This window comes from Nocardia sp. CC213A (assembly GCF_030766805.1).
Taxonomy (GTDB): domain Bacteria; phylum Actinomycetota; class Actinomycetes; order Mycobacteriales; family Mycobacteriaceae; genus Nocardia; species Nocardia otitidiscaviarum.
On the sequence record NZ_JASFXA010000002.1, the window covers coordinates 575857 to 597462 of the forward strand.

Here is a 21606-nt window from a genome sequence, read left to right on the forward strand (position 1 = left end):
CACCGGCTACCGCGCCCCTCGCAGGTAGCCCTCGAACTGGTCGGCCGTCACGCCCCCCGTGCGACCCGTGTGACGGTCGGCTCGCCGCCCAGCACGACGAATTGCCCTTCGTGTCACCGGCATGCCACCGGTTACGTGCTCGGGCGGCCTCCAACGGGTCCACCCCGCGTCGTCCTTCGTGCCCGCGACGCGGCGGTGGGCCGTTCGACCGCCCGCCGCCGCGTGTCCGCACCGCGGCGGCGGGCGTCCCCAACCTCCGAGTGGGCGAGCAGGATTCGTCCCCCGTTCACTCGGGCTCTGCCACCCCGTCGAGGGCCGAACCGTCGCCGAACGCGGCGCCGGTGATGACGCTCAGGCTCCCGTCCGTCTCCAGGATCACCGCCGCGATGCGCGTCAGGTCGCCGTGACCGTCGGACCGCACCGCTTGCCGGATATCCGCGGCGCTGAGCCGCTGCTGCCGCATCGCCCGCTCCAGCAGTCGACCGTCGCGCACCACCAGGGTGGGGGCAGCGGTGAGCAGCCGCCGTCCGCCGCGCGGCCGCGTCGCCACCAGCGCCGCCGCATACTGCAGCAGCGCCAACAGGAGCAGCGCCACCGCTCCCTCGGCCCAGGACACCTCCGCGCTGAGCAGGATGGTGGCCAGGGTGGAACCGAGCGCCACCGTGACGACCAGGTCGAACGCGTTCAGTTTCGCCAACGTGCGCTTACCGGTGGCCCGCAGCACCACCACCAGCGTCACATAGGCCGCCGACCCCACCAACAGCACCCGCAGCAGATCCGGCCACGCGTCGAACCACATGAGCTGTCCCGATCGCCGTCAGCTCAGAGCGGCGAGCAACTCCCGGCAGGACCGGGCACAGCGCGGACACGTTTCGGCGCGGATACGGCAGTGTTCGTGGCGGTCGGCGTGCCGGTTCGCGGGATGCGAATCCACCATGGCGGCAACGGTGCTCATCGGAACTCCTCTCGTCGAGCGGGTGGTGGCGGTGGTCTACGTGTGTTCGTATGCCCGGACGACCCGATTCGAGCGGCCACCACCCGGTGTGCTCGCTGGTACCCGCTGGCGACCGTCGTACACGTGCGCCCGGAGATTCGCCGCCTCGGTCGGCGTACGAGGGTTCAGCGCGCGGTGAAGCCGCCGTCGATCGCGAGTGCCGCGCCGGTGACGAATGCCGCTTCGTCGCTGAGCAGGTAGGCGCAGAAGGCGGCGATCTCGTCGGGGGTGGCGATGCGTCCGACGGGATGCAGGGCGGCGATCGCCGCCTCACCTTCGGGCGTCGCACCCATGGAATTGCGGAAGGCCGGGGTGTCGACGGCCCCGGACACCACCGCATTGACCCGGACGCCCCGTCCGGCGGCCTCCAGTGCGACCGCCCGGGTGAGTCCGATGACGCCGTGTTTGGCCGCCACGTACGGGGCGACCTGTCCCATGCCGACCACGCCCAGATTGGAGGCGTTGTTGAGAATCGCGCCGCCGCCCGATGCGGCCAGGGCCGGAACCTGGTGCCGCAGACCGTAGTACACGCTGGTGAGATTGAGTTCCAGGTCGGCGCGCCAGCCCGCCTCGTCGATCGACTCGATATCGCCGAAGGCGTTGATCGCCCCGGCATTGTTGAAAGCGGCGTCCAGCCTGCCGAATTCGTGCACGGCGGCGGCGGTGAGGCGTTCGACATCCGCCTCCACGGTGACATCGGTGGGCACGAAGATCGCCCGCCCACCGGCTGCCCGCAGCTCCTCGGACATCCGGTCGCCGACCTCCTTGCCACGGGCGCCCAGCACCACCGCGCCGCCCTCGGCGGCGATCCGCCGTGCCACGGCCGCGCCGACACCCGAGGTGGCGCCGGTGATCAGAACGACCTTCGACTCGAAGCGAGAACCCATCGCGCTATCCCCTTGCGGTAGAGATTGTTTCGTTGACACGTCTAGTAAAGGACGCGCGCGGGTTCGGCTCCGGCGGGAATCGGTCGTCGCGTTCGGCGGCGAGAACTCAGCGGTCGGTGGGGGCGAGCAGATCGGGCAGTGCGTCCAAGCCGTCGACCACCACGCCGTAGCGCGTGGCCTGGGGCAGTTCCGCATGCAGATAGCCCCACGGCCCGCGCCGGATGAGCACCGGCACCATACCCGCGGCATTGGCGGGCATGACATCGTTGTCGACCCGGTCACCGACGTAACAGATCTCGGGCGGCCGCAGCTCGGTCACCTCCACCACCTTGTCGAAGAATTTCGGATCCGGCTTCTCGAGCTCCCACTCGGCGGAGGTGTAGACGGCGTCGACGGGCAGGTCCATGCCTTCCAGCGCCGCCTTGGCCTGCGGCGGCTGATTGCCCGCGATGATCACCCGCAACCCGCGGGCGCGTAGCTTGGCCAGTGCCCGGCGCACATCCGGGTACAGATCGTCGGCGTCGAAGTTCACCCGCAGGCTGTCGGGCTCCTCGGCTGCCCAGGCGATCTGCTCCTCCTCCAGATCGATTCCGGGCGAGAGCACTTCGAAGGCGTCGGCCAGCGGTCGCCCGGTGGCGGCCATGCCGCCGATCACCCCGAGCATGGCGAATCGGGGCACGCCCAGCCGGTCGGCCCACCGGCACCAGATTCGCGTCTCGTCGATCAGCGTCTCGCCCACATCGAACACCACAGCCTTGATCATCGGCCCAGCGTATCGGTGCGCGGGACGGGCCGAGCGCCCTCCTCGGCCCGGTGGCGGAATCGGTGCGTGGGACGAGGGTGAGCGGCCCCCGGCTCGGGGTGAGATCGGCGGGTGTGTCCGGCGGCGGAAGCGGCGTGGTCCGATGCCGGGGTGAGCGGCGCGGCCCGATATCGGGGTGAGTGACGCGGTTCCCGGGCGTGATCGGTCGGCGGTGGGTATGGTACGGACGGCGTTTGTGAAACTATCGCCTTTCAAAAGGAGTTCCCTCATGCGCATCCTGCTGCGGACCGGCGTCGTCGCCTTCGGAATCGGTGCGGCCGCCGCCCTCGCGGGACCGGCAGCCGCCGATATCCCGCTGGTCGAGGCGCCCGCCGAAGTCGCCACCTCCGACACCCGTTCGACTCCGATCGGCGACGACATGTGCTCGTCGGTGACCGGGTCCTTCGGCAAGGACTACGAAGCCTGCATGTAGTCACCGACACCGGTGCGCATGCGGCTGTCGGCCCGAGCAGTCCCGGGCGGGGGTACCGGCTCGGGCCGATGGTGTCGGACGACCGCGCGACCCGGCATTCGCCTGCGGCGATGCCGAAGGACGTCCCACCGTGGCGCTGCTTCGGCGCCGGGCATGTCCACCCGTGGAGGCGATGGATGCGGTGTCCCGGCCACGCCGACGTGGCAGCGAACAGCGCGGGCGGACGGTGGTGCGGTCGTGAAGCGAGAGGTGGCGGAAGTGTCCGTCACGAACGGGACCGGGTCGCGGATGTGTCAGGCGGTCAGCGTGCGGGGGAGCGACGCCGCGGCGTCGAATCGGTTCAGCACGACGTCGGCGAGCAGGTGATGCGCGCCGATCGCGGCGGCGTGGGTTGTGTCGGGGGCCGCGTTCACCAGCCGGTCGGTGAGCAGGCCGGGAGCCAGGAACCATGGGGCGACCAGGAGACGCCGCGCACCACGGGAGCGTAGGCGCGACAGCGCGGCGGTGACGGTGGGTTCGGTGGTGGCGAAACAGATCTCGGAATCCCAGCCGGTGAGCGCGGTGAGCTCGCGGGCCACATGTGCTGTTCGTTCGTTCGCTGCCGCGGACGACGAACCCACGGCGGCCACGGCAACGCCGAGGCGCACGTCGCTCGTCAGCGACGAAGCGGTGAAAGCACGCGTGCCGGCGCGTGCGGATTCGAGAAGGGACGTGTCGATGAACGCGGCGGGCGACACCGCAGCGGTCGACCCGGCGGTCAGCGACTCGACCACGCGGTCACGCAACGCCTCGACCAGCCGCGGATCGGGTCCGAGCACATCGGCCTGGGTGAGCCGCAGTCGCGGATACCGGGCACCCGCCTCGGCGAGCAGCCCAGGCAGATCCACCCGGGCGTGAAAAGCCTTGCCCAGCAGCAGCGGCACCACCACGGCGTGCGAATGACCGTCCGCCGCCACCGCGGCCACGACCTGTTCGACCGACGGCGTGCTCAGATCCAGAAACGCCAGGCGCACATCCAGATCCGGACGTGCGGCGGCGATCCGTTCGGTCAGGGCGTGCATGGTCGCGGCCGAACGCGGATCACGGCTGCCATGCGCCACCGCGATCAGCGCCGGCGCTCGATGTCGTCCGCGACCACCGGGACCCGGGGCGGTGCGTGGCGCACTCGCGCCGTGCGGTGTCACTCCGGTCGCGGGGGTGCCTCGCGCGCCGTGCCCGAGCGGCGCGGCCGCGGCAATCTCCGGTGCCGGAGAGCCGACTTCCGGCGGCCCGGCGGCCGAACCCGTCCAGGTACCAGAAGAATTCGTCCACCGCTGCGGACGCGCCTCGGCGCTGCTCACACGCCGATCTCCGCACCGACCTCGACGGCGGTCAGCGCATCGCCCACCAGGCCCGCGGCCAGGGTGTTGCCGCCCGCGGGGTCGATGAGCAGGAAGGAGCCGGTGTGCCGGTTGACGCTGTAGTCGTCGGCCACCACGGGATCGGCCACGCGCACCGAGATGCGGCCGATATCGTTGAGCGACAGCGTTTCCGGATTCGGGTCGGCGGCCAGGTGCTGTTCGTCGAAACGCTCCAGCAGTGCGCCCACGATCGCCTGGGTGGTGCGGGTGCCGTGCTTGAGCAGCAGGCGTGCACCCGGGCGCAGCGGCTTGTCACCGAGCCAGCACACGGTGGCGTCGAATGAGTCGATGGGCTCGGGGGCGTCGGCCGCGGCGGCGATGGTGTCGCCGCGCGAGACGTCCACGTCGTCGGCCAGCACCAGGGTGACGCTGCGTCCCGGCTGTGCCTGCGGCAGTTCACCATCGGGGGTGTCGATGCGCTCGACGGTGGTGCGGGTGCCCGAGGGCAGCACCACGACCTCGTCGCCCTTGGTGACCACGCCCGCGGCGACCAGTCCGGCGTAGCCGCGGTAGTCCGGGTACTCGGCGGTGCGCGGCCGGATCACGTACTGCACGGGGAAGCGCAGCCCCACCTCGTGGCGGCCGTGGCTGTCGGCGTCCACCGGCACCGATTCCAGATGCTCGATGAGCGAGGGGCCGGTGTAGTACGGGGTGTTCTCCGAGCGCGAGGCGACATTGTCACCGTGCAGCGCCGACACCGGAATCTCCTGCACATCCTCGGGAGCCCAGCCGAGTTTGGCGGTCAGTTCCCCGAATTCGCCGCGGATCTTGTCGAACACGGCGGCCGGATCGTCCACCAGGTCGATCTTGTTGACCGCCAGCACCAGCTTCGGTACGCCCAGTAGCGCCATGACCGCGGCATGACGGCGGGTCTGCTCGATCACGCCCTTGCGGGCGTCCACGAGCAGGATCACCAGCTGCGCGGTGGACGCGCCGGACACCGTATTGCGGGTGTACTGCACGTGTCCCGGCGTATCCGCGAGTACGAAAGACCGCTTGGGCGTGGCGAAGTAGCGGTACGCCACGTCGATGGTGATGCCCTGTTCACGCTCGGCGCGCAGGCCGTCCACGAGCAGCGACAGATCCGGGGTGGACAGGCCCTTGTCGACCGAGGCGCGGGTGACCGCGTCGATCTGGTCGGCCAGTACGGATTTCGTGTCGTACAGCAGGCGTCCGACCAGGGTGGACTTGCCGTCGTCCACCGACCCGGCGGTGGCGAGTCTCAACAGGTCGGACATCAGAAGTAACCCTCTCGTTTACGGTCTTCCATGGCGGCCTCGGAGACGCGGTCGTCGCCGCGGGTCGCGCCACGTTCGGTGAGCCGGGACGCGGCCACCTCGGCGAGAATCGCCGCGTTGTCGGCGGCATCGGAAATGATCGCGCCCGTGGTGGAGCCGTCGCCCACGGTGCGGTAGCGCACCGACTTGACCACCAGTTCCTCACCCTCGGCCGGGCCGCCCCAGGAACCCGGGGTCATCCACATGCCGTCGCGCAGGTACACCGGGCGCTCGTGGGCGTAGTAGATGGTGGCCAGCTCCACGTTCTCGCGGGCGATGTAGCGCCAGATGTCCAGCTCGGTCCAGTTGGACAGCGGGAACACCCGCACATGCTCACCGGGCGCGTGGCGACCGTTGTACAGGTTCCACAGTTCGGGCCGCTGCCGCTTGGGATCCCAGCGTCCGAAGGCGTCGCGCAGCGAGAAGATGCGCTCCTTGGCGCGCGAGCGCTCCTCGTCGCGGCGGCCGCCACCGAAGACCGCGTCGAAGCGGTTCTCGGCGATGGCGTCCAGCAGTGGCACGGTCTGCAGCGGATTGCGGATACCGTCCGGGCGTTCGGTCAACCGCCCGTCGGCGAGGTACTCCTCGACCGAGGCGACATGCAGGCGCAGCCCGTACTTCTCGACCACCTTGTCGCGGAACTCGAGTACCTCGGGCAGGTTGTGCCCGGTGTCCACGTGCAGCAGCGCGAAGGGCAGTGGCGCGGGCCAGAACGCCTTGATGGCCAGGTGCAGCAGCACGGTGGAGTCCTTGCCGCCGGAGAACAGGATCACCGGCCGTTCGAACTCGCCCGCCACCTCGCGGAAGATGTGGATGGACTCCGACTCCAGCGCTGCCAGGGTGTCGAATTCGGTGACAGTGTTATCGGTGACGGTGTTGCCGGTGACGGCGTTGGGCTCGATCAAACTGGTCATGAGGCGTGCAACCCGCATTCGGTCTTGGCGAGCCCGGCCCAGCGGCCGGATCGCGGATCGGATCCCGGTTCCGGCTTCCGCGTGCACGGAGCGCAACCGATGGACGGATATCCCTCTTCCACAAGGGGATTGACGAGGATGCCGTTGGCCTCGATATAGGCGGCCATCTCTTCGTCGGACCAGGCGGCGATCGGATTGATCTTCACCAGGCCGAACGCCTCGTCGAAGGAGATCAGGGGCGCGCCTGCGCGGGTGGGAGCCTCCACGCGGCGGATGCCGGTGACCCAGGCGTTGTAGCCGGACAGTGACTTCTTCAGCGGCACCACCTTGCGCAGGCGGCAGCACTCTCCGGCGTCGCGGGCGAACAGATCCTTGCCCAGCAGCTGATCCTGTTCGGCCACAGTGTGTTCGGGCGTGACGTTCACGATGTTCACGCCGTACACCATCTCCACGGCGTCGCGGGTGCCGATGGTCTCGGCGAAGTGGTAGCCGGTGTCGAGGAACAGCACGTCCACCGGACCCCGATCGACGGCTCCGCCGTCGGCCCGCACCTGCGCGGCCAGCTGCACCAGCACGGCGTCCTGCATATTGGAGGCGACGATGTAATCGGATCCGAAGGTGTCCTCGGTCCACCGCAGCAGTTCCAGCGCGGTGGCGTCCGGACCGAGTTCGGCCGCCCCCTTCTCGGCGATGGCCCGCAGCTCGGATTCAGCGAGTTTTATTGGCCCGCCCGTCACCCGGCCGCCACCCCCCACGGGATCGCCGTGCGATGCTGTGCTCATTTCAGTATCTCCCAACTACCGCAGATCTGCCTCGTCGGCGCGAACAGCCCACTGCGCGAACCGCTCGTCACCGTCACGGTTCTTGACGAAGTTGCGCACCACGCGCTCGATGTAGTCGCCGAGCTCGGCGCTGGTCACCTTGTGCTGGCGCAGCTTGCGGCCGAAACCGCTGTCGAGCCCGAGGCTGCCACCCAGGTGAACCTGGAAGCCCTCCACCTGATTCCCGTCGCCGTCGTCGACGAGCTGGCCCTTGAAGCCGATATCGGCGATCTGGGACCGGCCGCACGAGTTCGGGCAACCGTTGATATTGATGGTGATGGGCACGTCCAGGTCGGCGTTGATGTCCGCGAGCCGTTGCTCGAGTTCGGGAGCCAGCACCTGCGAGCGCTTGCGGGTCTCCACGAACGACAGCTTGCAGAACTCGATACCGCTGCACGCCAGCAGATTCCGTCGCCAGTGCGACGGACGGGCGTGCAGACCCAGCGGTGCCAGCTCGTCGATCAGCTGATCGACCTTGTCGTCGGCCACATCGAGGACGATGAGCTTCTGGTAGGGGGTGAAGCGCACCCGGTCGGAGCCGACGCGCTCCACCGCATCGGCGACCTGCTGCAGGATGGTGCCCGAGACGCGACCGGCGATGGGGGAGAAGCCGACCGCGTTGAGGCCGTTGCGCAGCTTCTGCACCCCGATGTGGTCGATGGGGCGCGCGGGCTTCTCCGGGGCGGGTCCGTCGATGAGCTTGCGCTTCAGGTACTCGGTCTCGAGCACCTCGCGGAACTTCTCGACGCCCCAATCCTTCACCAGGAACTTGATGCGCGCCTTGGTGCGCAGGCGGCGGTAGCCGTAGTCGCGGTAGAGCGCCACGATGGCCTCCCACACATCGGGCACCTCGTCGAGCGGCACCCACGCGCCCAAGCGCTGCGCCAGCATGGGATTGGTGGACAGGCCGCCGCCGACCCAGACATCGAGTCCGGGACCGTGTTCGGGATGTTCGACGCCGATGAAGGCGACGTCGTTGATCTCGTGCACCACGTCCTGCTGGCCGGAGATGGCGGTCTTGAACTTGCGCGGCAGGTTGGAGTAGCGCTTGTCGCCGATGTAGCGCTTGACGATCTCGTCGATGGCCGGGGTGGGATCGAGGATCTCGCCGAAGGATTCACCGGCCAGCGGCGAACCGAGGATGACGCGCGGGCAGTCGCCGCACGCCTCGGTGGTGTGCAGGCCGACCTCCTCGAGCCGCCGCCAGATCTCCGGCACGTTCTCGATCTCGATCCAGTGGTACTGCACGTTCTCGCGGTCGGAGAGGTCGGCGGTGTCGCGGCCGAATTCGGTGGAGATCTCACCGATGGTGCGCAACTGCCGGGCATTGAGCGCGCCCGCGTCGCAGCGCACCCGCATCATGAAGTACTTCGCCTCGAGAATGTCGATGTTCTCGTCGCCGGTCCAGGTGCCGTCGTAGCCCTCTTCGCGCTGGGTGTAGAGGCCCCACCAGCGGAAGCGGCCGCGCAGATCGCTCTTGTCGATGGAGTCGAATCCGGCCTTGGAGTAGATGTTCTCGATCCGAGCGCGGACGTTGAGCGGGTTGTCGTCCTTCTTGTTCTGCTCGTTGGGGTTGAGCGGCTCGCGGTAGCCGAGCGCCCACTGGCCCTCGGACTTGCGGCGAACCGGCCGACCGGTGCGCTCCCGAGGTGCCACGGGCGCTTCCGAACGCGGCCGGTCCGGGCGCACGCGTCGCTCGGCGGCGGGACGTGCGGGCCGGGCGGGGCGAGCGGAATCGGAACTGGTGGCGTCGGTGCTCGACGTCATGGGGATCGCTCCTGATGGGTCTTGCGGGCAGGCGGGAGGGGCTGGCTCACGCCTCCGAATCAGTGATACGGCTATCAGCGAACCGGTTTCCGCGGCGTCGCGGTGACGCCGGTTTCCGGGAAGAGTGGGGAGCCGATCTACCGGAGGCTTCCGGGCAGACAGCTCGCGCTGCAGACGCGCTTGAAGTCGACATGGCGTCGTGCCACGAGTCGTACTCCGAGTGCCGTCATGCAGCTTATTGTGCCATGTCAGACGGGTCGTTCCGACCGCTCGACAGTATTTTCCGGACTTCTCCGGGAAATCCCCTGGACAGCCGACCTGATTTGTGACGCTTCTCATAGCCCGGCCCGCCACCGGTTTTCGGGTATTGACCTGAACCGGTATCGAGGTTGAACGATCTCGGGTATGACAACACCGGATATCGATACCGCCGCCGAACTCGAGGCCATCCACGCCGTGGTCGCCGCCGTCGACCGTGCCCAGCGTGCCGAGGACGCCGACGCCTTCCTGGCCCTGTTCCACCCCGATGCCATCTGGACCACCGGCGCGGGCAGATTCCTCGACGGACGCGACGAGATCGCCGAGTTCACCCGTGCCGTGCTGCCCGGCGCGACCAAGGACGGCTACGCCACCTACGAGGTGTTCTTCGTGCGCTTCATCCGGCCCGACGTGGCCGCCGTCAAGGTCCGGCAGCGCTATCTCTCCCACGACGGTGAAGTCCAGTCCGAGGGCTCACCGCTCTACGGCATGACCAAGGAGGACGGCCGCTGGCTGCTCACCTTCTGCCAGAACACCCCGGTCGTCGACCACTGAGTCCGCCTCCGGCGCGCCGGAGGGCCGCCCTGCCCGGAACGACCGCTCGGCTCGCGGGACCCGAGCGGATGCGGGGCGGCCACCAGCGTGCGCGACGGCGGGGATATCGCGCGGCCGGAAGTCGGACGCCCGCGCCGAGCGCGGTGCTGCTCGCGGTGTGATGTGCGCGACCGGTCAGACTGGATGGGTGACCGCATCCGCTCCATCCTCCGCCCACGCCACCCCGGCGGACACCGAATCGTCGGTGCCGACGCTGCGCGACTTCGGGGGCGGGGCGTTCGGGATCTACATCCACGTGCCGTTCTGCGCCACACGGTGCGGCTACTGCGATTTCAACACCTACACGGCGGGTGAACTGGGCACTTCCTCGTCGCCGCAAACCTGGTTCGAGGCGCTGCGCGGTGAACTGGCCACGGCGGCACGGGAATTCGAGGCGTTGCCGAGTGCGGTGCCGCCGGTGGAGACCGTGTTCGTCGGCGGCGGCACCCCGTCGCTGCTCGGTGGCGACGGGTTGGCGGACGTGCTCGACGCGGTGCGCGCCAACTTCACCCTCGCCGCCGACGCCGAGGTGACCACCGAATCGAATCCGGAATCCACCTCGCCCGCCTTCTTCGAGCGGCTGCGCGCGGCCGGATACACCCGCATCTCACTGGGCATGCAGTCCGCGGCCGCGCACGTGCTGAAGGTGCTCGACCGCACGCACACCCCCGGCCGGGCGGTGGCCGCCGCCCGGGAGGCGCGCGCCGCCGGATTCGACCACGTCAACCTGGATCTCATCTACGGCACCCCGGGCGAAACCGACGCCGATCTGGACGCCAGCATCGACGCCGTGCTCGCCGCGGGAGTCGACCACGTCTCGGCGTATTCGCTCATCGTCGAGGACGGCACCGCCCTGGCTCGCCGCGTGCGCCGTGGTGAACTGCCCGCCCCCGACGAGGATGTGCTCGCCGCCCGCTACGAACGCCTCGACGCCCGCCTCGAACAGGCGGATCTGCACTGGTACGAGGTCTCCAACTGGGCCGCCGACGACACCGCCCGCTGCCGCCACAACCTCGGCTACTGGGACGGCGGCGACTGGCTCGGCGCGGGTCCGGGCGCGCACAGCCACGTGGGCGGCGTGCGCTGGTGGAATGTGAAGCATCCGGCGCGCTACGCGGAGCGGGTCGCCACCGGCGCGCTCCCGGCCGCCGGCTGGGAACAGCTCACCGCCGAGGAGCGCTACACCGAGCGGGTCATGCTCACCGTCCGCTTGCGCACCGGCCTGCCCCTGGACGAACTCGATGCCGCCGGTCGCGCCGCCGCCGCCCGCGTCATTGCCGACGGGCTCGCCGAACGTCGCGAGGACAGGCTCATGCTCACCGACCGCGGCCGCCTGCTGGCCGACGCAGTCGTCCGCACGCTGCTCACATAGGCCGACGGAGTGCGGTCCGTCGCTGGCGATCGCAGGGCTGTGCCGTGGTTCGTCGGATGAAGCCGACTGGATACCGCGTCGCGGTTCGCTCTCCCGGTCGGTGGGAGGCGTCGCGATCCACGCCCCGTCGCGTCGCGATCCATGCCCTGTCGACCGGCGGCCCGGTGCGGCTGTGACCGGCAGGCTCGCCGATGCGGCGAGGTCGGGGGGAACGGGCTGCCGGGGGCGGGCGCACCGAAACCGTGCCGGAATGCCGAGGCGGCCGACTAGGCTGCTGCCCACCAGGGCTTTCGAGTTCGTTTCGCGGCTGCGAGGAATCCGTCATGTACGACGAGGACATTGTTCCGTTCCAGGTGGAGATCGGCCGGGACGAGTTGTCGGATCTACGCCGACGGCTCGGCGAAACCCGCTGGCCCACACAGATTCCCGGCGTCGGCTGGGCGCGAGGCGTCCCGGTCGACTATCTGCGCGAACTGGCCGGGCATTGGGCGGAGCGGTTCGACTGGACGGTGTGGGAGAAGCGGCTCAACTCCTATCCGCAATACCTCACCACCATCGACGGCACGCGAATCCACTTCCTGCACATCCGTTCTCGCCATCCCGATGCCATCCCGATGGTGCTGCTGCACGGTTGGCCCGGGTCGGTGCTGGAATTCCTGGACGTCATCGAACCGCTCACCGATCCGGGGGACGACGGCCCGGTCTTCGACCTGATCATTCCGTCGCATCCCAACTTCGGCTTCTCCGGCCCCACCCCCGACATCGGCTGGGACAGCACCCGCACCGCCCGCGCCTACGCCGAACTCATGCGCCGCCTCGGCTACCCGCGCTACGGGGTGCAGGGCGGCGACTTCGGCGCGTTCATCGCCCCGGACCTCGGCCGCATCGACTCCGGCAGCGTGATCGGCGTGCACGTCAACGCCGCCACCATGGGCTTCATCCCCTACGGCCCGGTACCGGACCAGGAGGTGGAGACCCTCACCGAACTCGAGCGCATCCGCCTGTTGCGCCTGGGCCGCTACCTCTCCGACGGCAGCGGCTACTTCCAGATCCAGGGCACCCGACCGCACACCCTCGGCTTCGCGCTGGCCGACTCCCCGGCGGGCCAACTCGCCTGGATCGTCGAGAAATTCGAGGCCTGGACCGGAACCGACGGCACCCTGGACGACCGGGTGAACCGCGACCACATGCTGGCCAATATCTCCGTCTACTGGTTCACCAACACCGGAAGCAGCTCGGCCCAGCTGTATTACGAGTCGCTGCACACCCGCAACCTCCCCACCCCCTCCCGCACTCCCACGGCCGTGGCCAACTTCGCCGAGGATGTCGCCATCCGCCGCTATGCCGAACAGGTCAACAACATCGTCCGCTGGACCGACTACGACTCCGGCGGTCACTTCGCGGCCATGCAGACTCCCGACATCCTGGCCGCCGACATCCGCGCCTTCTTCGCCGAACTGAGCTGATTCGCCACGCCGAACCCCGCACAGACGCGCCCCGGCGACGGACAATGGGCGGATGGCGCTCCAATCCCTGATGGTTCAGCTCGGCACGCCCGCCCCCGACTTCACCCTGACGTCCGTCGACGGTGACACGTTCTCGCTGAGCAGTTTCGCTTCCCAACCGGCCCTGCTGGTCGCCTTCCTGTCGAATCACTGTCCGTACGTGCGGCGGATCGAGCACGCGTTCGGCGCGGTGACCGCGGAACTGGCGACCGAGGGCCTGGCCACGGTCGCGATCGGCAGCAACGATGTGCGCGACTATCCCGACGACGATGCCGACCACCTGCGTGAGCAGGCGCGGCGGGCCGGATTCCGGTTCCCGTACCTGATCGACGAATCGCAGGAGGTGGCCAAGGCGTTCCGAGCGCAGTGCACCCCGGACCTGTTCCTCTACGACGCCGACCGCCGCCTGGCCTACCGCGGCGAATTCGACGCCGCCCGGCCCGGCAACGATCTGCCCTCCGACGGTGCGTCGCTGCGGTCGGCGGTGTCGTTCGTGTTCGCGGGCGGGATCGTTCCGGAACCGCATACGCCCAGCATCGGCTGCGGCATCAAATGGAAGCCCGGCAATGAACCGCGGATGATCTTGGGATAGTGCTGCGGGCCGAGATCCACGCAGCTGGTGACGGGTGCGCGGGCGATACGCCGTCGGGCAATTAAACTGGATCGCGGATCAACCGGGAATCCGCGAGTCCACCCTGCGCTCCGAACGGGTGCGCGCGGGCGGCGGACCCGAAGGCGAACGAGGAGGTGGGGCAGATGTCGAGCACCGAGCAACGGCGGCTCGAAGTCCTGCGCGCGATCGTCGCGGACTACATCGCGACCAAGGAACCGATCGGGTCCAAGAGTCTGGTCGATCGGCACAACCTGGGCGTCTCCAGCGCGACCGTGCGCAATGACATGGCGGTGCTGGAGGCCGAGGGCTACATCACCCAGCCGCACACCAGCTCCGGCCGCATCCCCACCGACAAGGGCTATCGCCAGTTCGTCGACCACATCGCCGAGGTGAAACCGCTGTCCGGGGCCGAGCGGCGGGCGATCATGGAATTCCTGGAGAACGGCGTCGATCTCGACGATGTGCTGCGGCGCGGGGTGCGCCTGCTGGCCCAGCTGACCCGTCAGGTCGCCATGGTGCAGTACCCGACCGTCACCGCCTCCACCGTCCGCCATCTGGAGGTGGTCGCGCTCAATCCCGCCCGGCTGCTGCTGGTGGTCATCACCGACACCGGCCGCGTCGACCAGCGGCTGGTGGAGCTGGGCGATGTGGTCTCCGAGGAGGATCTCGCCGCGCTGCGCGGCATGCTCGGCAAGGCCATGGACGGCAAACGGCTGAACGCGGCCTCGGCCGCGGTGGCCGAACTGCCCGAGCACGCCCCGGCCAAACTGCGGGACGTGCTGGTGCGGGTGTCGACGGTGCTGGTGGAAACCCTCGTCGAACATCCGGAGGAGCGGCTGGTGCTCGGCGGCACCGCCAATCTGACCCGCAGCGCCTCCGATTTCGCGGGCAACGGCTTCCCCGGCTCGCTGCGTTCGGTGCTGGAGGCGCTCGAGGAGCAGGTGATCGTGCTGAAGCTGCTGGCCGCGGCACAGCAGCCGGGTACCGTGACCGTGCAGATCGGGGAGGAGACCAAGGTCGAGCAGATGCGCGGTACGGCGGTGGTGTCCACCGGCTACGGCGTAACGGGTACCGTGCTCGGGGGAATGGGTGTGCTCGGTCCGACCCGGATGGACTACCCCGGGACCATTGCTTCGGTGGCCGCGGTCGCCCGGTATATCGGTGAGGTGCTCGCCGAACGGTGAGCCGGTTGAACAGTGTTTCCCCGCACGGGCGGGGACGAGCCCCAGGACAGGACTAGAGAGCGCAAGTGGCACGGGACTATTACGCACTGCTCGGTGTCGCGCGTAACGCGACCGACCAGGAGATCAAGCGCGCCTACCGCAAGCTGGCGCGTGAACTGCATCCCGATGTGAATCCGGATCCGGGTGCGCAGGAGCGCTTCCGCGAGGTGTCGAGCGCCTACGAGGTGCTCACCGACCCGGAGAAGCGGCGCATCGTCGATCTCGGCGGTGACCCGCTGGAGTCCGGCGGCGGCATGGGCGGCGGCTTCTCCGGTGCCGGTTTCGGCGGCCTCGGGGACGTGTTCGAGGCGTTCTTCGGCGGTATGGGCGCTTCCGGTGGTCAGCGCAAGCCGCGTGGGCGGGTGCAGCCCGGCGCGGATTCGCTGCTGCGGACGCGGCTGTCCTTGCAGGAGTGCGCGGTGGGGGTCACCAAGCACCTCACCGTCGACACCGCCGTACTCTGCGACCTGTGCCAGGGTGCGGGCACCAATGGCAACTCCAAACCGGTGCGCTGTGAGACCTGTGGCGGCGCGGGCGAGGTGCAGACCGTGCAGCGGTCCTTCCTGGGCCAGGTCATGACCTCGCGGCCGTGCCCGACCTGCCGTGGCGCGGGGGAGACCATTCCCGATCCGTGCCGCAAGTGCGGCGGCGACGGCCGGGTGCGGTCGCGGCGTGAGATCGCCGCGCCCATTCCGGCGGGTGTGGCCAGCGGCATGCGCGTGCGTCTGGCCGCGCAGGGCGAGGTCGGCCCCGGCGGTGGCCCGGCCGGTGACCTGTACGTGGAGATCGTGGAGCAGCCGCACGACACCTTCGTGCGTGACGGCGACGATCTGCACTGCACCATCCGCGTCCCCATGGTGGACGCGGCGCTGGGTGCGACGGTGGTCATCGACACCATCCTCGACGGTCCGGTGGAGCTCACCATTCCGGCTGGCACCCAGCCCGGCGAGGTGTCGGTGCTGCGCGGCCACGGCATGCCCAAGCTGCGTGCCAACTCCCGCGGCGATCTGATCGCACACCTGGACATCGTCATCCCGAGCAAGCTGGACGGCAAGCAGACCGATCTGCTGCGCAAATACAAGGGCCTGCGCGGCAACGAGCGCACCGAGGTGCTGACGGCCCAGTCCGAGCACAACAGCGGGCTGTTCGCCCGGCTGCGCGCCTCCTTCAGCGGACGCTGACCCGGTGGCCGCCACCGTCTTCTACCTGGACGAGGTCCCCGAACCGGGCGGCACCGCCGTCCTGGACGGCCCGGAGGGGCGGCACGCCGCCACGGTGCGCCGCGTTCGAGTGGGTGAGCCCATCACCCTCTCCGACGGGCACGGGGTCCTCGCCGAATCGGAAGTGGTGGCGGCACAGAAGGATCGGCTGGAACTGAAGGTCCTCGGCCGCCGGGTCGCCGATCCGGCGACCCCGCAGGTGACGGTCGTCCAGGCGCTACCCAAGAGCGACCGCTCCGAACTGGCGGTGGAACTCATGACCGAGGCGGGCGCGGACGCCATCGTCCCCTGGCAGGCCGCCCGCTGCGTCTCCAACTGGGAAGCCAAGGCGCACAAGGCCGTCGAGAAATGGCGCAGCGCCGCCAAACAGGCCGCCCGCCAGTCGCGGCGCGCCTACATCCCCGACGTGGCCGACCTGCACCGCACCGCCGACGTGCTGGACCTGGTCCGCACCGCCAAGGCGGCGGGCGCGGTCGTCGCCGCCCTGCACGAATCCGGCACCGGCCGCTTCACCCGCCTGCCCTTCGCCGACGCACCCGAGATCGTGCTCATCGTCGGCCCCGAAGGCGGCCTGGACGACACCGAACTGACCGCCCTCGCCGACGCGGGCGCGGACACCGTCCTGCTCGGCCCCACCGTGCTGCGCACCTCCACCGCCGCGGCCGTCGCGCTCGGCGCACTGGGCGCGCTGACACCCCGCTGGTAGCCCCGCACGCTGACGTTCGCACCCGCCGCGCGGCCGTGTGCGAACCGTGGCATACGGCAGCCGGGTCTCCCGGCCTTGCCCACCAAGGCCTGAACAGCCTGCGGCACGGCAAGACCGCACGACCCGCAACGGGCAGGACCACACGAGCTGCGATCCGGCAAGGCCGTGCGGCCCGCCATCCGGTGTGCCGGGTGCGCGGTTGACGACGGGTTTCAGACCGGTTCCGATGGGCCCGGCTCGGGTGTGCGGAATGCAGGGCTATCGGTGCCGTGCATGGCAGCAGTGAGAGGAGCCGCCCGGGCGGCGCGGTACAACGGCACCGCCAGCAGCACGGCCGCGCCGACGAGTACGGCCACGTATGCGGTGAGCCCGACCCAGCCCCGGTGGCCGTACGCCAGGCCCGCCGCACCGCCGATGATCGAATTGCCCAGATAGTAGGCGAAGACGTAGAGGGACGACGCGGCGGCGCGGTTGCCGACGGCGGCCGTGCCCACCCAGCCGCTGGCCACCGCGTGCGCGCCGAAAAAGCCTGCGGTGCAGAGCAAGACGCCGAGCAAGATGAGCGGCAGGTGGTCGGGCAGAGTGAGTACCACACCCGCGGCCATGGCCAGGATGGCCGCGATGAGCACGCGGTGTCGGCCGTGGCGATCGGCCCAGCGGCCCGCCAGCGTGGCCGCCACGGTGCCCGCCAGATACATGGCGAAGACCGAACCCGCCACGGCCTCGGACAGTGCGAAGGGCGGCCGGGTGAGGCGGAAGCCGAGGAAGTTGTACAGCGCGGTGAATCCGCCCGCCAGCACGAAGGCCGTGGCGAACAGCGGGAGCAGGGTGCGATGCCGCAGGTGGCCCGCGAGATCCGCTGCGAGCGTGCGGATATCGGCGGTGACCGGGGTGAAGTGCCGCGACGGCGGGAGCACCCGCACGAACCACACGGTGCACAGCGCCGCTGCCACCGCCAGCACCGCCGCCGCCCAGCGCCACGAGGCCGCCTCCAGGGTGACCGCCGGAATCAGTCGCCCCGACAGACCACCGACGCTGGTGCCGGACACGTACACGCCCATGGCCGCGCCCAGCCCCGCCGTGCCGATCTCCTCGGCCAGATACGCCATGGCCACGGCGGGCACCCCGGCCAGCGCGAGCCCCTGCACCGCGCGCCCGGCCAGCAGCACGTCGAGCGTCGGGGCGAAGGGGAGCAGCAGCCCGATCGCACAGCTCGCCAGGGCCGACGCCCGCATCACCCGGGTGCGCCCGAACCGATTCGACAGCACGCTCACCGGCACGATCGCCAGCGCCAGCAGTCCCGTGGTGAGCGAGACCGCCAGCGCCGCGTGCGCCGGGGTCGCCCCGAACGCCGCCGACAGGCTGGGCAGTAGCGCCTGTGCGCTGTACATGGACGCGAAGGTGGTCAAACCCGCCGCGAACAGGGCGAGGATGATGCGCTTGTCCCGGGACGCGGTCTCGGTGGCCGCCGCGATGCTCATGTTGCCCACCATGCGCACACCGGGCATGACAAAGGAAATGCATAATGAATCGGAAGTTGATGCCGAATCGGTATTTGTGCAGCTAACCGGCGGAGGATGGCATGGGCAGTGACGATCTGCACTGGTTCATCACGCTCGCCGAACTCGAGCGGGTGGGCGCGGCCGCCGAACGCCTGCACCTGACCCAGCCGACCCTGTCGCGCATGCTGGCCCGCCTGGAACGCCGCCTCGGTGTGCACCTGTTCGACCGGCACGGAAAACGCCTCACGCTCAACGACTTCGGGCGCGTCTACTACGAGCACGCACGACGTGCCCGCGCCGAACTCGAGACCGCGGAGCGGGAACTCGCCGACCTCGCGCACCCCGCCAAAGGCGTGGTGCGGCTGGCCTTTCAGCATTCTCTGGGCGCACGTCTGGTCCCCGAACTGATCGCGGGCTTCCGCCGCCGCACCGGGCGCATCACCTTCACCCTGAGCCAGGACGCGGCCGATGTGGTGACCGCGGCGGTGCTCGACGGCCGCGCCGATCTGGGCCTGGTCTCGCCCAAACCGGCCGCGCCCGGATTGGGCTGGCGGCCGCTGCTGCGCCAGCAGCTGGCATTGGCGGTGCCCGCCGACCATCGGCTCGCCGGGCGGCGGCAGGTCGGCCTGGCCGATGCGGCCGATGCCGAATTCATTGCCATGCACCCGGGTTTCGGCATGCGTCGGGTGCTCGACGATCTGTGCGCCGCCGCCGACTTCCGCCCCCGCATCGGCTTCGAATGCAGCAATCTCGGCACCATCGCGGGTCTGGTCGCGGTGGGTCTCGGGGTGGCGCTGCTGCCGCTCGAGGACCCGCGTATCACCGGCCTCCAGCCGGGGCTGACGCTGCTGCCGCTGACCGATTCGAATGCCCTGCGCACCGTCGGCATGATCTGGACGCCCGGCGCCGCGCCGTCGGAGGCGGTGCGGCGGTTCCGCGATTTCACCCTCGACTGGGCGGCGGCGCGACCCGAGCCGCGCCCCGGTCACCAGCCCGCCTCGGCCGGGTGACGGTCTCGCAGCGGCACTGCCGGTAGCAGCATATTCACTGGGCGCTGTCGGTGGACGGCGCTAAACTTTCATCAACGAAGGTGACGTTCGAGACCGGAAAGCAGGCTATAGCCACTTTTGAGAACACCAGGCGAAAACGGCGACCAGACCACTCCCGTCGCGGGCATCGGAGCCGGCGGCAACGGGTCCGGACCGGCGGGGCGGACCGTACGTTCGAGTATCGAACTCGCACCGGAATCGGTGTTCGGATTCCTGGGTTCGGCGGATGAGAACCTGCGTGAACTCGAACGCCTGCTCGACGCCGACATCCATGTCCGCGGCAATTCCGTCACCCTCACCGGCAAACCGGCCGACGTGGCTCTCGCGGAGCGCGTCATCGCCCAGCTGGTGGCGCTCACCGCGCGCAACCGGGTGGTGACCCCCGAGGCGGTCCGGCACACGTACTCCATGCTCACCGAGGGTTCCTCGGATTCCCCGGCGGAGGTGCTGAGCCTGGACATCCTGTCCCGGCGCGGCAAGACCATCCGGCCCAAGACTCTCAATCAGAAGCGCTACGTCGACGCCATCGACGAGCACACCATCGTGTTCGGCGTGGGCCCGGCCGGTACCGGCAAGACCTACCTCGCCATGGCCAAGGCCGTGCAGTCGTTGCAGACCAAACAGGTCAACCGCATCATTCTGACCCGGCCCGCGGTCGAGGCGGGGGAGCGGCTCGGCTTCCTGCCGGGCACGCTCAACGAGAAGATCGACCCGTACCTGCGCCCGCTCTACGACGCCCTGCACGACATGATGGATCCCGAGGCCATTCCCAAGCTCATGGCCGCGGGCGTCATCGAGGTCGCGCCGCTGGCGTACATGCGCGGCCGTGCGCAGCCCCTCTTCACGAAGGTGCTGACGCCCGCTGGCTTCCGCCCGATCGGCACGATCGAGGTCGGGGACTACGTCATCGGTTCCGATGGCCGCCCGACCGAGGTGCTCGGTGTGTACCCGCAGGGATTCAAGGAGATCTATCGCGTTCACACCCAGGACGGCTCCTCGACACTGGCTTCGGGCGACCACCTGTGGTCCGTGTACACCCGGGATGATCGGCGGCGTGGCAAGCCCGCTCGGGTGCTCCAGACGAAGGAGATGATCGGCAACCTGCGGGCCGCGCACTATCACCGTTACGAACTGCCGCTCCTGAGTGATGCGGTGCGGTTCGAACCGCGTCCGGTGCCGATGGACCCGTACGCCCTCGGCCTGCTGCTCGGAGACGGTTGCCTGACCTGCTCGTCCACACAGAGTTTCGCGACCACCGATCCCGAGTTGGTGCGGGCGCTCGAGAATCTGATCCCCGGTATCGTCGCCCGCCGGAAATCCGACGTCGACTACGTGCTCAATCGCATCACGACGCCGGGCGAAGTGATCACCATCGAGAATCCGGTGACGGCGGTCGCGCGGACACTCGGACTGGCGGGTTCGCGTTCGGATTCGAAGTTCATACCGAGTGAGTATCTGTTCAACTCGTCTGATGTCCGGCTCGGTGTCTTGCAGGGTCTGCTCGATTCCGACGGCGGTCCGGTCACCCAGCAGGGGAGAACCTGCCGCATCCAGTTCACGACCGTGTCGGACCGTCTGCGTGACGATGTCGTCTTCCTCGTCCAATCCTTGGGCGGTGTGGTGTACCACCGCACCCGACCGGCACTCGGACGCCGGCCCGGCTTGGCGAGAGGCCGGGAGGTGCATCACCGCTCCGATGCGCACATACTCGATATTCGCCTGCCGGAGGGCATCGCTCCCTTCCGACTGGCCCGCAAGGCCGAGAAGTACGCGGCCACCGGCGGCGGGCGGCCGATGCGGTTCATCGATCGCATCGAGGAGGCGGGAACCGAGGAAGCCGTGTGCATCCGGGTCGCGGCGGCGGATTCGCTGTATGTGACCGAGGATTTCCTGCTCACGCACAACACCCTCAACGATTCCTTCATCATCTTGGACGAGGCGCAGAACACCACGGCCGAGCAGATGAAAATGTTCCTCACCCGGTTGGGCTTCGGTTCCAAGATCGTGGTGACCGGTGACATCACCCAGGTCGATCTGCCCAGTGGTGCGCGGTCGGGGCTGCGGGCGGCGACGGAGATCCTCGACGGCATCGAGGACATCCATATCTCCGAGCTCACCAGCGCGGATGTGGTCCGCCACCGGCTGGTCGGGCAGATCGTGGACGCCTACGACCGGTTCGAGGCGGAGACGCGCCCGCAGGTGACGGCGCACTATCCGGGCAATCGTGCGCAGCGGCGTGCCGCGAGCCGAGCGGAGCGGCGCTGAACTC

The 21606-nt window shown here is 69.3% G+C and carries 21 protein-coding genes; 10 read left to right on the forward strand and 11 right to left on the reverse strand.

What is annotated here, in order from left to right:
• Nucleotides 1–286: 286 nt before the first annotated feature.
• The 4 genes from QJS31_RS05810 to QJS31_RS05825 form a co-directional block, all read right to left on the reverse strand.
• Entirely contained in the window at nucleotides 287–799 is a 513-nt protein-coding gene (locus QJS31_RS05810; RefSeq protein WP_282778269.1) for a DUF421 domain-containing protein, read from the reverse strand.
• An 18-nt stretch (nucleotides 800–817) separates the two neighbouring features.
• Nucleotides 818–955 carry a hypothetical protein gene (locus tag QJS31_RS05815; protein ID WP_282778267.1) on the reverse strand — a complete coding sequence of 46 codons (138 nt, stop codon included), beginning with the start codon at nucleotides 953–955 and terminating at the stop codon, nucleotides 818–820.
• Nucleotides 956–1119: 164 nt separating this feature from the next.
• Nucleotides 1120–1881: an SDR family NAD(P)-dependent oxidoreductase gene (locus QJS31_RS05820; RefSeq protein ID WP_282778266.1), complete on the reverse strand. Its 762-nt coding sequence runs from the start codon at nucleotides 1879–1881 to the stop codon at nucleotides 1120–1122.
• Nucleotides 1882–1987: 106 nt separating this feature from the next.
• Nucleotides 1988–2644: an HAD family hydrolase gene (locus QJS31_RS05825; RefSeq protein ID WP_282778264.1), complete on the reverse strand. Its 657-nt coding sequence runs from the start codon at nucleotides 2642–2644 to the stop codon at nucleotides 1988–1990.
• Between the two features lie 268 nt (nucleotides 2645–2912).
• Between QJS31_RS05825 and QJS31_RS05830 the strand changes: the two genes are divergently transcribed.
• Nucleotides 2913–3116 (forward strand): hypothetical protein, encoded by a 204-nt coding sequence (locus QJS31_RS05830; protein WP_306356100.1) that lies wholly within the window; start codon nucleotides 2913–2915, stop codon nucleotides 3114–3116.
• Between the two features lie 293 nt (nucleotides 3117–3409).
• Here the strand turns inward: QJS31_RS05830 and QJS31_RS05835 are convergent, their stop codons facing one another.
• From QJS31_RS05835 to QJS31_RS37325, 6 genes are all read right to left on the reverse strand, one after another.
• Nucleotides 3410–4177 (reverse strand): sirohydrochlorin chelatase, encoded by a 768-nt coding sequence (locus QJS31_RS05835; RefSeq protein ID WP_372341505.1) that lies wholly within the window; start codon nucleotides 4175–4177, stop codon nucleotides 3410–3412.
• Nucleotides 4178–4452: 275 nt separating this feature from the next.
• Nucleotides 4453–5754, reverse strand: coding sequence for a sulfate adenylyltransferase subunit 1 (locus tag QJS31_RS05840; protein WP_039819346.1), 1302 nt, complete (start codon nucleotides 5752–5754; stop codon nucleotides 4453–4455).
• Entirely contained in the window at nucleotides 5754–6707 is a 954-nt protein-coding gene (gene cysD, locus QJS31_RS05845) for a sulfate adenylyltransferase subunit CysD (RefSeq protein WP_282778259.1), read from the reverse strand. The genes QJS31_RS05840 and cysD overlap by 1 nt, the downstream gene beginning before the upstream one ends.
• Complete coding sequence (locus QJS31_RS05850; protein ID WP_306356101.1) at nucleotides 6704–7489, reverse strand: phosphoadenylyl-sulfate reductase; 786 nt, start codon at nucleotides 7487–7489, stop codon at nucleotides 6704–6706. Before QJS31_RS05850 ends, cysD begins: the two co-directional genes overlap by 4 nt.
• A gap of 15 nt (nucleotides 7490–7504) precedes the next feature.
• Nucleotides 7505–9295, reverse strand: coding sequence for a nitrite/sulfite reductase (locus QJS31_RS05855; RefSeq protein WP_029932048.1), 1791 nt, complete (start codon nucleotides 9293–9295; stop codon nucleotides 7505–7507).
• 137 nt (nucleotides 9296–9432) lie between these two features.
• The gene (locus QJS31_RS37325) at nucleotides 9433–9525 is read right to left on the reverse strand and encodes an Ms4527A family Cys-rich leader peptide (protein WP_368857812.1); all 93 of its coding nucleotides are present in this window, start codon (nucleotides 9523–9525) and stop codon (nucleotides 9433–9435) included.
• 175 nt (nucleotides 9526–9700) lie between these two features.
• Here QJS31_RS37325 and QJS31_RS05860 point away from each other — a divergent pair, with 175 nt between their 5' ends.
• The 7 genes from QJS31_RS05860 to QJS31_RS05890 all read left to right on the forward strand — a co-directional run bounded on the left by QJS31_RS05860 (nucleotide 9701) and on the right by QJS31_RS05890 (nucleotide 16786).
• Entirely contained in the window at nucleotides 9701–10108 is a 408-nt protein-coding gene (locus QJS31_RS05860; RefSeq protein ID WP_029932049.1) for an SgcJ/EcaC family oxidoreductase, read from the forward strand.
• Between the two features lie 160 nt (nucleotides 10109–10268).
• Entirely contained in the window at nucleotides 10269–11519 is a 1251-nt protein-coding gene (gene hemW / locus QJS31_RS05865; protein WP_372341487.1) for a radical SAM family heme chaperone HemW, read from the forward strand.
• A 323-nt stretch (nucleotides 11520–11842) separates the two neighbouring features.
• Complete coding sequence (locus tag QJS31_RS05870) at nucleotides 11843–12985, forward strand: epoxide hydrolase family protein (protein ID WP_306356103.1); 1143 nt, start codon at nucleotides 11843–11845, stop codon at nucleotides 12983–12985.
• A gap of 52 nt (nucleotides 12986–13037) precedes the next feature.
• Nucleotides 13038–13616: a thioredoxin family protein gene (locus tag QJS31_RS05875; protein ID WP_306356104.1), complete on the forward strand. Its 579-nt coding sequence runs from the start codon at nucleotides 13038–13040 to the stop codon at nucleotides 13614–13616.
• Nucleotides 13617–13780: 164 nt separating this feature from the next.
• Complete coding sequence (gene hrcA / locus QJS31_RS05880; RefSeq protein ID WP_282778247.1) at nucleotides 13781–14821, forward strand: heat-inducible transcriptional repressor HrcA; 1041 nt, start codon at nucleotides 13781–13783, stop codon at nucleotides 14819–14821.
• 65 nt (nucleotides 14822–14886) lie between these two features.
• Nucleotides 14887–16041, forward strand: a complete 1155-nt coding sequence (gene dnaJ / locus QJS31_RS05885; protein WP_029932054.1) for a molecular chaperone DnaJ — start codon at nucleotides 14887–14889, stop codon at nucleotides 16039–16041.
• A 4-nt stretch (nucleotides 16042–16045) separates the two neighbouring features.
• Nucleotides 16046–16786, forward strand: coding sequence for a 16S rRNA (uracil(1498)-N(3))-methyltransferase (locus QJS31_RS05890; protein WP_282778244.1), 741 nt, complete (start codon nucleotides 16046–16048; stop codon nucleotides 16784–16786).
• A 212-nt stretch (nucleotides 16787–16998) separates the two neighbouring features.
• Here the strand turns inward: QJS31_RS05890 and QJS31_RS05895 are convergent, their stop codons facing one another.
• Nucleotides 16999–18267 carry an MFS transporter gene (locus QJS31_RS05895; RefSeq protein WP_306356105.1) on the reverse strand — a complete coding sequence of 423 codons (1269 nt, stop codon included), beginning with the start codon at nucleotides 18265–18267 and terminating at the stop codon, nucleotides 16999–17001.
• A gap of 101 nt (nucleotides 18268–18368) precedes the next feature.
• On the opposite strand from QJS31_RS05895, the gene QJS31_RS05900 reads away from it, so the two are divergent.
• Both QJS31_RS05900 and QJS31_RS05905 read left to right on the forward strand, forming a co-directional pair.
• Complete coding sequence (locus QJS31_RS05900; RefSeq protein WP_306356106.1) at nucleotides 18369–19298, forward strand: LysR family transcriptional regulator; 930 nt, start codon at nucleotides 18369–18371, stop codon at nucleotides 19296–19298.
• Between the two features lie 165 nt (nucleotides 19299–19463).
• Nucleotides 19464–21602 carry a PhoH family protein gene (locus tag QJS31_RS05905; protein ID WP_306356126.1) on the forward strand — a complete coding sequence of 713 codons (2139 nt, stop codon included), beginning with the start codon at nucleotides 19464–19466 and terminating at the stop codon, nucleotides 21600–21602.
• Nucleotides 21603–21606: the final 4 nt, after the last annotated feature.